We start from the raw sequence: 14215 nt of genomic DNA on the forward strand, positions 1-14215 counted from the left end.
TCGCATTGCCGGTTTGAAACCGGCGGGCGCGGCGTGCTTTGTGCGCCGCGCCCGTGTCCGGATTCGGGGCAGGGTTGTGTCCCGACGCCGGACAGGTCATCTAGGTGGTGACGAACAGGCGAGGCGCAGGGCATGACCGTTTCTACGGGCCAAATTACCGCAATTCTTGGCCCCACGAACACCGGCAAGACCCATTACGCCATCGAGCGGATGCTGGGTTATCGCAGCGGGATCATTGGCCTGCCGCTCCGGCTTCTTGCGCGTGAGGTTTACGACAAGATCGTTGCCGCCCGCGGCCCCTCGGTCGTGGCCCTGATCACCGGCGAAGAGCGGATTGTGCCCGAGCGCGCACAATACTGGGTCTGCACGGTCGAGGCGATGCCCGAAGGCATGGGTGCCGATTTTCTGGCCGTCGATGAAATCCAGCTTTGCGCCGATCCGGAGCGGGGGCATGTTTTCACCGACCGCCTGTTGCGCGCGCGCGGCACCCACGAAACCCTGTTCATGGGTGCCGAAACCATGCGGGGCGCCATCGCCGCCCTTGTTCCCAAGGTGAATTTCGTACGCCGCGAGCGGTTTTCGCAACTGCTTTACACCGGTTCGAAAAAGGTTTCTCGGCTGCAGCCGCGCAGCGCAATCGTGGGATTTTCGGTTGATAACGTCTATGCCATCGCCGAACTGATCCGTCGGCAAAAGGGCGGTGCGGCAGTGGTCATGGGCGCGCTTTCACCGCGGACGCGCAACGCTCAGGTCGAAATGTACCAGAACGGCGATGTGGAATTTCTGGTCGCCACCGATGCCATCGGCATGGGGCTGAACCTGGATATCAACCATGTGGCGTTTTCCGGTCTGTCGAAATTCGACGGGCGGCGAATGCGCACATTGGCGCCCAATGAACTGGCGCAGATCGCCGGGCGGGCGGGGCGTTATCTGAACGACGGCACGTTTGGCGTGACCGGCGAGGCACCGCCGCTTGACGATGGCGTGGTCGATGCGATCACCGAAAACCGGTTTCCTCCGATCAAGAAACTCCAATGGCGCAACGCGCGTCTGGAGTTCGGGACGGCAGGCGCGCTGATCCGCAGTCTTGAAGCACCGACAGATGGCAAGGAGGGCGAGGAATGGCTGGCCCGTGCCCGCGAAGCCGATGATCTTGCGGCGCTGAAAACGCTGTCGGATATGCCCGAAGTCGCCATGCGATGTAGCGATGCGCGCGGTGTCAAACTGCTTTGGGACGTTTGCCGCATTCCCGACTTTCGCAGCATCAGTGCGGGCGAACATGCCAACCTGCTGCAACGTATATTCGGGTTCCTGTCCGAGTGGGGCCGGGTGCCCGACGACTGGATGGCGGGACAAATTAAGCGGATCGACCGAACCGATGGCGACATTGACGCGTTAAGTAAAAGACTGGCCTATATCCGCACGTGGACTTATGTCGCACAGCGCAAAGGCTGGCTGGATGACGAAACCCATTGGCGCGAAGCAACCCGTGCCGTAGAAGACCGACTGTCGGATGCGCTGCATGGCGCACTGACCCAACGATTTGTGGACCGGCGCACATCTGTGCTGTTGCGCCGGCTCAAGCAGAAGGAGAGCCTTGTGGCCGAGGTGAATGACAAGGGCGAAGTAAGCGTCGAGGGGCAGGTTCTGGGCCGCCTTCAGGGGTTTCGGTTTCAACATGATGCCTCGGCATCCCCGGACGAGGCCAAGACATTGCGTCAGGCCGCCGAGACGGCGTTGAAGCCCGAATTCCATCTGCGGGCTGACCGGTTTTATAACGCGCCGGATACCGAACTGGATTTCACCGAACAGGGGGGCCTGATGTGGGGTTCCTCGGCGGTGGGCAAACTGGTTGCCGGTGCCGAGCCGATGAAACCCATGGTCGAAGCCTTCGTTGACGACGAGGCTGGCCATGACGTGGCGCAGAAAGTGCAGCGTCGGTTGCAGCATTTCATCGATCGCAAAGTGGCAACTCTGTTCGAGCCGCTGCTGGCGATGCAGCGCGACGAGGGTCTGACCGGGCTGGCGCGTGGATTTGCGTTCCGGATGATCGAAAACCTTGGCATATTGCCCCGGGATCAGATCGCTGGCGAGGTGAAAGAGCTGGATCAGGATGCCCGCGGCGCGTTGCGCAAGCATGGTATCCGTTTCGGTCAGTTCACCGTTTTCCTGCCACTGCTCCTGAAACCTGCGGCGACGCGGTTGCGGCTGGTGTTGTGGGGCCTGTCCAAGGAGTTGAGTGAATTCCCTGAAAGCCCGCCCCCAGGGCTGGTGACGATTGCGGCTGGCAAGGGCATGCCCGACGGCGCCCATACGATGATGGGCTACCGTACCGCTGGTGAGCGGGCGATCCGCATCGACATGCTGGAACGTCTGGCCGATATGCTGCGTGGCCAGAACAGCCGCGCGGGATTCGAGGCAACACCCGATATGCTTTCGATCACGGGCATGACGCTGGAGCATTTTTCCGAGCTGATGAACGGTCTTGGGTATCAGGCCGAACGTGGCGAGCGTGTGAAGGTCAAGGCGGCGAAACCATCCGCCGCACCCGAAACGCCATCCGAAAGCCCGCCGGATACGCCGCCGGAAACCCCGGTGGAAACACCGACCGAGGCACCCGAGCCGCCGGTGGAAACACCTGCGGAAACGCCAGCCGAGAGCCCGGGCGAATCTCCGCCTGAACCACCGGTCGAAGCGCCCGACCAGACTCCTGCGGAAACACCCGTGAACCCGCCCGCGGAACTGCCCGGTCAGTCGCCCGACGAATCGCCTTCGGACATTCCAGTCGAAGTGCCGGATGGGACGCCCGACGAGACGCCGCTACTCTCCTCAGAAGGCGATGATGCGCTTTTGCCGGTCGATGTGGCGATGCAGTCACCCGGCGATCCGGCATTGGTCGATGCACTGGACATGGACAATCCGGCAAATCTGCCCGGCACCGATCCATCCGAGGTGCCCGGGACCGGCGATGCCGACCCGGTGATAGACGCGATCGCGCTGGACGCAGGCGGGACGCCGGATGTTGTAGCTGAAACACCAACGGGCGAGACCGAGGTGTTCTTTACCTTCACATGGCGCGGAAACCGTCCGGCGCGTGATTCCAATCGTGGGCCACGTCGTGACGGGCAAAACTCGCGTGGTGAGGGTGAAGCACGCGAAGCCAAGCCAAAGGGTCGCAGACCGAACAAGGGCAAACCCGAGGGGGCCGCCGACCGCAAGGACCGTGGACCCGACCGGAGCAAAGATGCTGGCAAGGGACGCGGCGCCAAGACATTCGAGGCCCGTCCGCCCAAGCGCGAAAAACCGATTGATCCCGATAATCCGTTTGCCGCCGCGCTGATGGCTTTGCGTGACAAAAGCTGACGCCACGGCCGGCCCGCGCCAGACGGTGCGGGCCGACAAGTGGCTGTTCTTTGCCCGGTTTTTCAAAACCCGGACACTGGCCGCTCAGGTGATCTCGGGTCGCCACCTGCGGATCAACGGCACCCATGCGCGCAAGCCGGCACAGGCGGTGGGGCCGGGCGATGTTCTGACTTTTCCGCAGGGCGAGACTATACGCGTCATTGAGGTCGTGACCTGCGGCGCTCGGCGCGGTCCGGCAACCGAGGCGGCAACACTGTTCCTAGATCGCACGCCAGTGACGGAATCCGTTCCCCGATCGCCCCGCTTTGAAGGAAAGGGCCGCCCCTCAAAGAAGGACCGCCGCGACATCGATCTTTTGTTGCGCGGTAACGATTTCGGCAATTCGGGTCCGCTTGAATGATCCTGGCAACAAGGCTAGGTCAGGGGTGATTTAGAGTGGAACCGCACCAATGACCTATGTCGTCACCGACAATTGCATCGCCTGTAAATACACCGACTGCGTCGAAGTCTGCCCGGTGGATTGCTTCTATGAGGGCGAGAACATGTTGGTCATCCACCCCGATGAATGTATCGACTGTGGTGTGTGCGAACCCGAATGCCCCGCAGATGCGATCCGCCCCGACACAGAGCCCGGGATGGAGCCATGGGTGGAGTTCAACCGCCAGTACTCCGAGGCCTGGCCGGTGATCATCACCAAGAAAGATCCTTTGCCGGAAGCAGAAGAACGCGACGGTGAAGCCGGAAAAATGGAAAAATACTTCTCGACTGAGCCGGGCGAGGGTGGCTGAAAGCATCCAATAGTGGGTTTCGGGTGTAATTCGCCATCTGGTTGCGCAAGAGTAGCGAAACAATATTACGTCGTCGCTACTTTTCGCTGGGATTATCGTAAGTGACGCAGCGACATCTTTCGGATGGCGCTATTTTGTGCTATATATGGCATACGATAATTGGCGAACGACAATATTCTGCAAGTTTTGCAACTGAGAAATACCCGGGGGTGCCTGCCGCGATGCGGCCAAAGCGACTTGGGTGGAAATTCCGGTAACGACGGGAATATACGTGTTCCCGCCGTCGTCTTGTTGTCTGTCTATCGCCTGAAACGGGGTTCCTAAGGGAAAGTGTGTCTGTATGAGCAAGTCGAAGAAACTGGATTTCCGGCCGAACGAATTTGTCGTCTATCCGGCCCATGGTGTGGGTCAGATTGTGTCGATCGAACATCAAGAGATAGCCGGTATCTCTTTGGAATTGTTCGTGATCTCCTTTGAAAAGGACAAAATGACGCTGCGGGTTCCCACCCATAAGGCGACTGATGTCGGCATGCGCTCGCTTTCGTCACCCGATATCGTGACCAAGGCGATGACGACGCTCAAGGGTAAGGCCAAGGTTAAAAAGGCCATGTGGTCGCGTCGGGCGCAGGAATACGAGCAAAAGATCAACTCGGGCGATCTGATCGCGATTGCCGAGGTGGTGCGCGACCTGCACCGCACCGACGACCAACGCGAGCAAAGCTACTCGGAACGTCAGCTGTACGAGGCCGCATTGGAGCGTTTGACGCGCGAAGTGGCCGCCGTTTCAGGTGGTGACGAATCACTCGCCCAACGTCAGGTTGGTGATGTGCTGACCAGCCGCGCCGCTGCAGCCTGATTTCAGACTGAAACGATCAAACCGCCATCCGGGGTAACCCGGGCGGCGGTTTTTTATTGGCCGAGCACAGCAACAAGGGTCACCAGCGCGCCCATTTCGCAGATCTGCTGAGTGGCGCCCAGAATATCGCCGGTCTGACCACCGATCTTTCGCAGCGCAATGACCGCGCACAGGGCGGCGCCAAGCACGACGGCGGCAAGTGCTGCCAGACTGGCGGTGCCAAGACAGGTCGCGCCGATCCCCATCCCAAGCGCCAGCGCCAGCCAAGGCGCGGATTGTGGCGCGCGGCCCACCTGCGCCGACAGCCCGCCGGCCCGCGCATTGGGCAACCAGCGAGACAGCGCCACCATCGGCATCCGCGACAAGGTCGCCACAGCGATCAGCGCTAGCCAACCGATGCCCGCATCGAACAACGCTGCCATCGCCATCCAGCGCAGGCCCAGCGACAGCACCAGCGCGACCACGCCATAGGTGCCGATATGGCTGTCCTTCATGATCTCCAACCGTCGCTCCGGCGTCCATCCACCCCACAGCCCATCAGCGGAATCCGCCAGCCCGTCTTCGTGCAGCGCGCCTGTGAGGACTGCCAAACTGGCCAGCGCAAGCCCGGCAGAAATCCCCGGGCCGGTGCCCAGAAGCATCGCCAATGCGCCAATTCCCCCGGCCAGCCCGCCGATGACCGCCCCCACCAGCGGCCAGGCCCATGCGGCCTGCGCCCCGCGCGTTTGCCCCTGCATCGGAAGCGGCAGCCGGGTCAGCAGACCCAGCGCCGAAACCACATCTGCGGCGCGCGGTCTTGCGCTGTTGGTCATCGGATCACCTCAATCGCCGCTTTCAGTCGTGGCAGCAATCCTTAAACAGGGCACAGAGGCAGAGCAACGGAACAGGCCAATATGACCCAGAAATTTCAAACCCTTGCCGATTTTCGTGCGCTGTTGCGCGATCTTCCCGCGCCCGACAGCGCTGCGATAGACGGCGCGGTGGCGCGCAACGCACAGTTGACCAAGCCACCCGGCGCATTGGGTCGGATCGAGGATCTGGCAATCTGGTATGCGGGCTGGCGTGGCGATCCGCGCCCTTCTGTGACGGCGTCGCAGGTCATCGTCTTTGCCGGGAATCACGGTGTCGCTGCGCGCGGTGTGTCGGCTTTCCCGCCCGAGGTAACGGCGCAGATGGTGGAAAATTTCCGCAACGGTGGCGCGGCGGTCAACCAATTGGCCAAGGTGTTCCACGCGCGGATCGATGTGCACGCCTTGTCGCTGGACACGCCGACGGGCGATTTCACCGAGATCCGCGCGATGGACGACGCGGCTCTGGTCGCGGCGCTGCGGGCGGGGTGGGAAGCGGTCGACCCTGCCACCGACCTGTTGGTGGTGGGCGAAATGGGCATCGGCAACACCACTGCGGCAGCGGTACTAGCCGCCGCTTTATTCGGCGGGACGGGTGCGGACTGGACCGGGCGTGGCACCGGCGTGACCGGTCCCGCGCTGACCGCGAAACAAGCGGTGGTCGATGCGGGGCTGGCACGCCACGCGGGCGAAACAGACCCTTTGGCGCGGCTGGGCTGTTTCGGTGGGCGAGAAATGGCGGCCATGGCCGGTGCGGTGATCCGGGCAAGGCTGCTGCGGATCCCGGTTATCCTTGATGGATTCATCTGCTGCGCCGCGGTTGCGCCTTTGTCTGTGGCTCAGCCCGGCGCGCTGGATCACTGCGTCGCCGGGCATCTTTCGTCTGAGTGTGCACATGACCGTTTGCTGACACATCTGGGCAAGGCGCCGCTGCTGTCACTGGGCCTGCGGTTGGGCGAAGGATCGGGGGCGGCGCTTGCCATCGGACTCCTACAGAGTGCGGTCGCCTGCCATTCGGGCATGGCCACCTTTGCCGAAGCGGGCGTGGCAGGGGGGTGAGCAGCGCCACGGTTCGGGTCTTAAACGGTTGCCGCCCGGGCAGTGGCCTTCAGGCCACGCTGTTAACCCGCTGCGCTGCGGCCCCGCCGCTCGGCTCCTCGCCATCATCGTCGCTTTCGGTTTCGTTCGCTTCATCGTCGGCGCTTTTCAACACCAGCTCGGTTTCCAGCTTTTGGTTCAATTCGCGCGCCCGTTCGATATAGGCGGCGTTCTGGTCCAGTGGCACGCCGGGTTTCCACAATTCAGCCAGTTCCAGCATGGCATGGCGGTCAAGCCGGAAGAATTCATACTCGAGTTGTTTGGCGTCGAAATCGGAAAACCCCATGCTTTCCAGAACATATCGTCCGGCCCGGAGCGAGCTGTCGAACATCTCGCGGACGATATAATCGGCCCCGGCGGCATACAGCTCATAGGTATGGACCCGGTCATAGGCGCGGGCGACGATGGTGATGTCGGAGCGTTCTTGCTTGGCGTATTTGACCAGCCTGATCGCCGCCTCGCGGTCATCGAGCGCCACAACTAACACTTTGGCCGTGGAAAAACCGGCGGCATGCAGCAGTTCGGGGCGGGTCGGATCGCCGAAATACCCCTTGTAGCCGAATTTGCGCATCAGTTGCACGGTCTCCAGATCGGTGTCCAGAATGTTGGCCCGCAGTCCTGCCATCTGAATCATTCGCTGGATCACCTGCCCAAACCGGCCAACCCCTGCGATGATGATCGGTTGATGTCCGTCGATCCGGTCTTCGGGTGTCGTTACGGTCGCTTCGGTCATCCGGTGGCTGACCTGTTCGTAGACGATGAAAAACAGCGGCGTCAGCAGCATCGACAGCGCCACAATCAGCAGCAGCGTCTCTGCCAATGCCACCGGCAGAACATCGGTGCTGAGCGCGAAGGACACCAGAACAAAGCCGAATTCGCCCGCCTGCGCCAACCCCAGCGTAAACAGCCAGCGGTCGCGCCCCTTGATGCGGAACACGATGGACAACAAGAACAGGATCGCCCCCTTGGCAAGCATCACTGCCAGCGTCAGCCCCAACAGGGTGAACGGCGCAGCAAGAAACGCCGGAAAGCTGATGCCAGCGCCGACCGTGATAAAGAACAGTCCGAGCAGCAGCCCCTTGAACGGTTCGATGTCTGCCTCAAGCTGATGACGAAACTCCGAGTTGGCCAGAACCACCCCAGCAAGGAACGTGCCCAGAGCGGGGGACAGCCCGATCAGCGTCATCATGAAGGCAATCGAGATCACGATCAGCAGCGCAAGAGCCACGTAAAGCTCGCGCAGGTGGGCGCGGTGGATGAACCGAAAGATCGGACCGGTGCCATAGGCGCCCGCCAGTATGATCAGGCCGATCACCGCCACCGTCAGCAGGGTGATGCCCCAGGCAGGCAAGCTTTGGACCAGCGACATCGCCGCCTCGGCCGCCTTGTCAGGATTGCCGGCGGTGATGCTTTGCCCGGCTTCGACCGCCTGTTCGGCTACGTCCTCGGTGACTGCGGGGGCGGTGGCCGTTCCGGTAACACTCACCCCTACCTCGCCCATCAGGGCGGGAAGCGCGCCATGCCCGGCTTCGGTATTGCCATTGCTGATCCCGCCCACCGCCAGCAAAGGCAGCAGCGCCAGCATCGGGATCACGGCGATATCCTGGGTCAGCAGCACCGAGAACGAAGACCGTCCCCCAGACGTCTGCATCAGCTTCTTTTCCGACAGCGTTTGCAATACGATGGCTGTCGATGACAGGGCAAAGACCATCCCGACCGCGATACTCTGGCTCCATGGCAAACCAAGCAAGGTTGCGCCCCATGCGATCAGACCCATGGTGGCCAGCACCTGCAACCCGCCAAGCCCCAGCAACCGGTGTCGCATCGCCCAAAGCGCCTTGGGCTCAAGCTCCAGTCCGATCACGAACAACATCATCACCACGCCGAATTCGGCGAAATGCTGCAGGCTTTCTGCCTCGGACCCAACCAGACCGGCAACCGGACCGATGAAAATGCCCGCCGCCAGATATCCCAGAACCGAGCCGAGACCAAGCCGCGCGGCGATCGGCACGGCGATCACTGCGGCAGCAAGATAAATCGTTGCTTGGTAAAGGAAAGATTCCATTCAAATGTCCCTAGGTCGTGAATAATTCTGCAATATTAACGAAATACGCTCATGTCGGTAAAGGCGCGTCTGACTTCAACTGATCCATCACAATCTGGCTGCGCACCCGGGCGACGGCGGCATGGGGCAGCAGCACGTCATGCAGCAGCCGGTTCAGCGCCGAAAGATCCGGGCAAAAGACACGCAGCAGATAATCCGCCTCGCCGGTCAGCGTCCAGGCGCTGATCACCTCGGGGCGGGTAGAGAGAAGGCTGGCAAAACTGCGCGCCATCTCGGGTTGATGGCTGGCCATTTCAACCTGCACAAAGGCCTGCACCGCCAGACCCAGCCGCGCCGCCGACAGACGTGCGGTATAGCTTTCGATATATCCGTCGGCCTCAAGTCGTTGACGTCTGCGCCCGGCCTGAGATGTGGACAGGCTCAGCATTTCACCGAGTTCCTGCGCAGTCAGATGCGCGTTCTTCTGCAAGGCGGCCAGCAGTCGCGAGTCTGTCGTGTCCAAAAGGGTCGTGCGCAAATCTTTCATGGTCAGCCGATCATAGCGCGCAATTTGCGCATTTAATACCCAGAAGCCCATCAAGAACGCGCAACTATCCGTCATAGACTGCGCTAGACTGACACAAATCGTAACATCATCAAGAGGATCCAGACATGGGCCCCTTTCCGCACGATGCCCCCAAGGCGACGATCACGACAGACAACCCGGCAGGCACCGACGGGTTCGAATTTGTCGAATTTGCGCACCGCGAACCGGATAAACTGCGCGAGGCCTTTTCGCGCATGGGTTATGTTCACACGGCGAACCACAAATCCCGCCGGATCGAGTTGTGGCAGCAGGGCGATATCACCTATGTCCTGAACGACGAACCGGGCAGTCATGCCATGGAATTCGTCGACAAACACGGACCCTGTGCGCCGTCGATGGCTTGGCGGGTGGTGGATGCCGCATACGCGCTGAAACATGCAGTAGGGCAGGGCGCGACCGAATTCACCGGCCCGGGCAAGACGATGGATGTGCCGGCGATTATCGGCATTGGCGGATCGGTGATTTACTTCATTGACCGATATTATGAAGCAAACCCCTATAACGACGAATTCGACTGGATCGACAAGGCGCATCCCGAAGGTGTCGGATTTCACTATCTCGATCATCTGACGCACAACGTTTACCGCGGAAACATGGATAAATGGTTCGGCTTTTACCGTTCGCTCTTCAATTTTCACGAGATCCGGTTCTTCGATATTCAGGGCAAGCACACCGGGCTCTTCTCACGTGCGCTGACGTCGCCCTGCGGACGGATCCGTATTCCGATCAACGAAGACCGCGGCGAGACCGGGCAGATCGTCGAATACCTGAAGCGTTACAATGGCGAAGGAATTCAGCATATCGCCGTGGGTGCACATGATCTTTACGCGGCAGTGGACGAGATTGCAAAACGGGGCGTCACATTCATGCCGAAGCCACCCGAAACCTATTACGACCTGTCCTATGATCGGGTGACGGGCCATGATGAACCCAAGGACCTGATGATGAAGCACGGTATCCTGATCGACGGCGAAGGCGTGGTCGAGGTCGATGGAAAAAAAGGGCGCGAAACCCGCATTCTGCTTCAGATATTCTCAAAAACCGTGATCGGACCAATCTTTTTCGAGTTCATCCAGAGAAAGGGTGATGACGGATTCGGCGAGGGCAATTTCAAGGCGCTGTTCGAATCGATCGAACAGGACCAAATCGAACGGGGCGTATTGCAAACCAGTTGATCCGCGGCGCACAGGATCAGAGATTGGTGGCACCGGACCGCTTTGCAGACCGGCCCGGCGCGTCAGCCTTGCGGCATCGCCAGCGTCACGCGCCGCCCGCCTTTGTGATAGCTCAGATCGCTTTGGCCAATGCTTGCCACCTGACCGCCATCGATCCGGTCGCCGACCTTGACCTTGACGAACTTGCCCGAGGGCAGCCGGATCAAAGCGCGCCGGTTCGACGTGCCGCCATAGACGCCGATCAGGTTCATCTTACCCAGATTTATCGCATTCTTGACAGTGGCCTGTTGCGCAACCGAGGCGCGCGACGGGATACGCGGCGTGGTGACGGCGGAGGCAGCGGCCACACGGGTGACCGTTGGCTCGGCGGCGGCCTGCTGGCTGGCGGCCTCTGCGGCTTTGTTGCGCGCCGAGGCAACGCGATCGTCAAAATTTCCCGGCCTATGTTGCGGAACGCGGGAACGGGCAACTGCAAATGGGCTGACCGGACCGGTGACGACAGCCGCGACCAAAGTTTCAGGTGCTTCTTCTGCGGGCGCGGGGGCTGCGGCTGTGGGGTCGTTCGGTCGTGGCTGCGGTGTGGCAAGCGAGGTCGCAGCGACAGCGGCGGCGGCCGCTGCGGCTCTGGCGTTCATGCTCTCGCGGATGCTGGCGGCACGGCTGGCAATTTCCTCGGGCCGTTCCTTTGGCTTCAGGTTGGCCAGTTCGGTGCGCAGTCGCCCGCCCAACTGGGTGCGTTCGCTTTCCTCGACCAGATTTCCGGGGCGGGTGCGTGGCCGTGTGCGGGGCAGATCAGGCTGATTTTCCAGAATAGGTGCCAGGCTATCCGGGCGCGAAGGAATCGCCGGCGGGGTCTTTGACGGGCGGCCAGCGGTGATCAGGATGCCGTCAGGGGAAATCGCGCCTCCGGGCGTGGCACGGACCAACCCGTTGTCATCCATATCGAAAACAGTGCCCGAGGGCGCAGGGGGCAACTCGGATTGCGGAGCCGCGGGGGCGGTGGCTTCTGACAGTTCAGGCAGGGCAACCGCATCTTCTGCTTCGATTTTTGGGTCAATGGATGCGACATAAAGATCGTCGATCCTGTCGATCGTGGGCGCATCAGGCGCTTCGGGGGGAGCCTCCCAGATCCCGGTGGTGGCATAGCGGGTCGCGATGGCGCCCGGCCCTTCTTCGGTCGGGGGGCGTTGCAGCGGATCTTCCGAAATCGGTTCGGGCGGCGCCGAGGTCAGCGGCTGGGGTTCCGGTGCGGGTGCCTCGGGTGCGGTTGGATTCACCGTCGCGACGGTGCTGTCGGTCACATTGGCGCGTCCGCCCGCGTCATCGGGCGCCAGAGTTTCGGGAAGTGCGGCAATCTCGGTCCCTGCGTCAGGGACCGAGATCGGCTCTGAAACCGGGTCTGAAATCGGGTCAGTTTCCGGACCGGGATCTGGATCGGCGTCCGTCAGGATATTGCCCGGCGGTTCCTGTGGCGGAATGGCGTCCGGCTGTTCGATGGCCGTTTCAGGCTGAACTGCGGCGGGTGCGCCTGCGGTTTCCAGTGCGGGGTCCGACAGGCTGGCGTCGGTTTCGGCCAGATCGTCATTGCCCAGAAACAGCACCGCCGCCCATACCCCGATGGCCAGCAAAAGCGCCACGATCAACCCGATGGCAACGGGTGCCATCGACCGTTGCTTGGCGGCTCCGGCCCGTGCGCCAAACACGGTCATCGCTTCGGCCTCGGCCTTTCTTGGCGACGTCGCAGACCGGCCCGGTGCCTGACCTGAGGTCTGGCCCGGATCGGCGGCAGGAGTCAGGCTGGCGGCGGTTGCGGCCGTGTCGGGAAGGGTGCGCACGGGGCTGAGCCGGGGCGCAGTCACCTTGACTCCCGAGGGAATGACCGTGCCGTTGTTCAGATCTGACTGTGTCTTGTCCGCACCGCCCGAACCCGAGCCACGCAGAATCTTTGGCCCGGCGGATGTTGGAAGCGGTGGTACAGGGCCGGCAGGTGGCGTGCCGTTGCGCCGGGGCGGCGGCGGTGGCACGAGAGCCCCGGCAGCGGTCATGCTGTCAGAATCCGGTGCGCCGCCAAAACGCGCCGCAAGACGCCCCAACCGGCTGTCCCGGCTGGCAGAGTCGCCCGGTGTAAAGGGCCTGGCCGACGGGATCTGCGGTGCCAGGGCGGGTGCACCTGCGGTGGTTCGACGGCGTGTCGCAAAGGACGGCGGAACGGGCGGAATATCGTCCAGCGGCGGCAGCGGATCGTTCACTCTGGGTTGCGAAAAACCGGTGCGCGGCACGGGGATGTCCGACGATGCGGTCGACGGGCGTTGGAATGTCGCGGGCGGCGTATCCTCGGCATTCCCGGTGTCACTGTCTTGCGGGCCGTCGACGGGCGCGATGTTCATGCGGCGTTGCGGCGGTGTGACCCGGAAATCACCCGGCACTTCCCCGGCATCGCCCTTGGCCCCGCCCGAAGCGAAAGGATCTGTGGCGGGCGTTCTCAAAGCGGGCTGTTGGGCGTCAGGCCCGACCGGCGCGGATTTCTTTGCGTCAGCGCCCTTTACCGGGTCGGTTTCGATGTCGGATTTGGGATCTTCCGGCTTTGATTCGAGTTTGAAATCTCCCTGAAGCGATGCACTGTCCGATTTGTGGGTTCGGGGTGGCGTCTTTTCGGGCGTCGATGGCGCGGTGGACCCCTCTGGCTCCGCCGTCACCGCCTCACTCTGTTGGCCTTTGGCTGCGCCCGTCGCCGCCGCTTTGCCCGCCGCCGGTTCCACTGCGGGTTTCGGCTCCGAATCAGGCGTGTGCCCGGGTTTGGTGCTATCAGATCGCGCGGCGGCCTTGGCCGCCAGAAGTTCGGCTTCGGAGGCTGCTGCCTTGGCGGCCTCACTGCGCGCCGTCACAATTGCGGTCGGGCCAAAATTGACCATCCCGCGGAACTTGTCCTTGCCCGGGCGCGACACGAACCGCACCGGATTGAACCCCCGGCTGGCGGCAAATCCTTCGGCCTCGGCAAGGGTTTCGCGGGCCACTGCCGCGACCATCAACTCTTTGGAGTTGTTGGGTTTCCAAGTGTATGACAGATCATCCAGCGCATAGGGAGTCATCCCCTCCAACCCATCGCGCACTGCCTGATCGCGCAGGTCACGGCGGGTGCCGGAGTTGCCCTCGAATTCAGGATCATCGATCGTGGTGTACAGGATCTCGGAGTCCGGAATCTGCAATTCGCAGGCAATCGGAACGTCGAGTTTTTCGGCAAGGTTGTTGCGCAATTCAGAGATCTTGGCGTCAAAGTCGGGGTCGGTCAGGGACACCTCACCGACCAGCGTACCACTCTTGCCCGACAGGTCCATCAAGCGGACGTCGGTTTGCGACAAATCGAGTGTGAAGTTCGGCTTCATATCAATGCTCTACCATTTGGCGGCTCATGCAGGAGTCCCCATCGGGAATTTGG

10 protein-coding genes are annotated in these 14215 nt (G+C 61.9%); 6 read left to right on the top strand and 4 right to left on the bottom strand.

Annotated elements, in window-relative coordinates:
* The first annotated feature begins 132 nt into the window (after nucleotides 1-132).
* From FQ320_RS12870 to FQ320_RS12885, 4 genes are all read left to right on the top strand, one after another.
* On the top strand, nucleotides 133-3363 hold the full coding sequence (locus FQ320_RS12870; protein WP_148472846.1) for a helicase-related protein: 3231 nt from the start codon (nucleotides 133-135) through the stop codon (nucleotides 3361-3363).
* The gene (locus tag FQ320_RS12875; RefSeq protein ID WP_187393890.1) at nucleotides 3350-3763 is read left to right on the top strand and encodes an RNA-binding S4 domain-containing protein; all 414 of its coding nucleotides are present in this window, start codon (nucleotides 3350-3352) and stop codon (nucleotides 3761-3763) included. The genes FQ320_RS12870 and FQ320_RS12875 overlap by 14 nt, the downstream gene beginning before the upstream one ends.
* A 49-nt stretch (nucleotides 3764-3812) precedes the next feature.
* Nucleotides 3813-4151, top strand: a complete 339-nt coding sequence (gene fdxA / locus FQ320_RS12880) for a ferredoxin FdxA (RefSeq protein ID WP_148472848.1) — start codon at nucleotides 3813-3815, stop codon at nucleotides 4149-4151.
* Nucleotides 4152-4491: 340 nt separating this feature from the next.
* A complete protein-coding gene (locus FQ320_RS12885; RefSeq protein WP_148472850.1) occupies nucleotides 4492-5007 on the top strand; it encodes a CarD family transcriptional regulator in 516 nt (171 codons plus the stop codon).
* 53 nt (nucleotides 5008-5060) lie between these two features.
* On the opposite strand, the gene FQ320_RS12890 is transcribed toward FQ320_RS12885, so the two are convergent.
* Nucleotides 5061-5819 (bottom strand): adenosylcobinamide-GDP ribazoletransferase, encoded by a 759-nt coding sequence (locus tag FQ320_RS12890; protein ID WP_148472852.1) that lies wholly within the window; start codon nucleotides 5817-5819, stop codon nucleotides 5061-5063.
* 81 nt (nucleotides 5820-5900) lie between these two features.
* On the opposite strand from FQ320_RS12890, the gene cobT reads away from it, so the two are divergent.
* Entirely contained in the window at nucleotides 5901-6914 is a 1014-nt protein-coding gene (cobT, locus tag FQ320_RS12895) for a nicotinate-nucleotide--dimethylbenzimidazole phosphoribosyltransferase (protein ID WP_148472854.1), read from the top strand.
* Between the two features lie 49 nt (nucleotides 6915-6963).
* Here cobT and FQ320_RS12900 read toward each other — a convergent pair whose 3' ends face one another.
* Nucleotides 6964-9018 carry a cation:proton antiporter gene (locus FQ320_RS12900; RefSeq protein WP_148472855.1) on the bottom strand — a complete coding sequence of 685 codons (2055 nt, stop codon included), beginning with the start codon at nucleotides 9016-9018 and terminating at the stop codon, nucleotides 6964-6966.
* Between the two features lie 49 nt (nucleotides 9019-9067).
* Nucleotides 9068-9544, bottom strand: a complete 477-nt coding sequence (locus tag FQ320_RS12905; protein WP_148472857.1) for an Lrp/AsnC family transcriptional regulator — start codon at nucleotides 9542-9544, stop codon at nucleotides 9068-9070.
* Nucleotides 9545-9669: 125 nt separating this feature from the next.
* Between FQ320_RS12905 and hppD the strand changes: the two genes are divergently transcribed.
* Complete coding sequence (hppD, locus tag FQ320_RS12910) at nucleotides 9670-10779, top strand: 4-hydroxyphenylpyruvate dioxygenase (protein WP_148472859.1); 1110 nt, start codon at nucleotides 9670-9672, stop codon at nucleotides 10777-10779.
* Nucleotides 10780-10841: 62 nt separating this feature from the next.
* Here hppD and FQ320_RS12915 read toward each other — a convergent pair whose 3' ends face one another.
* Nucleotides 10842-14162 carry a hypothetical protein gene (locus tag FQ320_RS12915; protein ID WP_148472861.1) on the bottom strand — a complete coding sequence of 1107 codons (3321 nt, stop codon included), beginning with the start codon at nucleotides 14160-14162 and terminating at the stop codon, nucleotides 10842-10844.
* Nucleotides 14163-14215: the final 53 nt, after the last annotated feature.

This window comes from Oceaniovalibus sp. ACAM 378, assembly GCF_008085915.1.
Classification (GTDB): Bacteria; Pseudomonadota; Alphaproteobacteria; order Rhodobacterales; family Rhodobacteraceae; genus Oceaniglobus.

Bases quoted from the DNA above. Each gene is read 5' to 3' on its own strand.
- fdxA (WP_148472848.1), top strand. From the start codon at position 3,813: ATGACCTATGTCGTCACCGACAATTGCATCGCCTGTAAATACACCGAC.
- FQ320_RS12870 (WP_148472846.1), top strand. From the start codon at position 133: ATGACCGTTTCTACGGGCCAAATTACCGCAATTCTTGGCCCCACGAAC.
- FQ320_RS12905 (WP_148472857.1), bottom strand. From the start codon at position 9,544: ATGAAAGATTTGCGCACGACCCTTTTGGACACGACAGACTCGCGACTG.
- FQ320_RS12915 (WP_148472861.1), bottom strand. From the start codon at position 14,162: ATGAAGCCGAACTTCACACTCGATTTGTCGCAAACCGACGTCCGCTTG.
- FQ320_RS12890 (WP_148472852.1), bottom strand. From the start codon at position 5,819: ATGACCAACAGCGCAAGACCGCGCGCCGCAGATGTGGTTTCGGCGCTG.
- FQ320_RS12900 (WP_148472855.1), bottom strand. From the start codon at position 9,018: ATGGAATCTTTCCTTTACCAAGCAACGATTTATCTTGCTGCCGCAGTG.
- hppD (WP_148472859.1), top strand. From the start codon at position 9,670: ATGGGCCCCTTTCCGCACGATGCCCCCAAGGCGACGATCACGACAGAC.
- cobT (WP_148472854.1), top strand. From the start codon at position 5,901: ATGACCCAGAAATTTCAAACCCTTGCCGATTTTCGTGCGCTGTTGCGC.
- FQ320_RS12885 (WP_148472850.1), top strand. From the start codon at position 4,492: ATGAGCAAGTCGAAGAAACTGGATTTCCGGCCGAACGAATTTGTCGTC.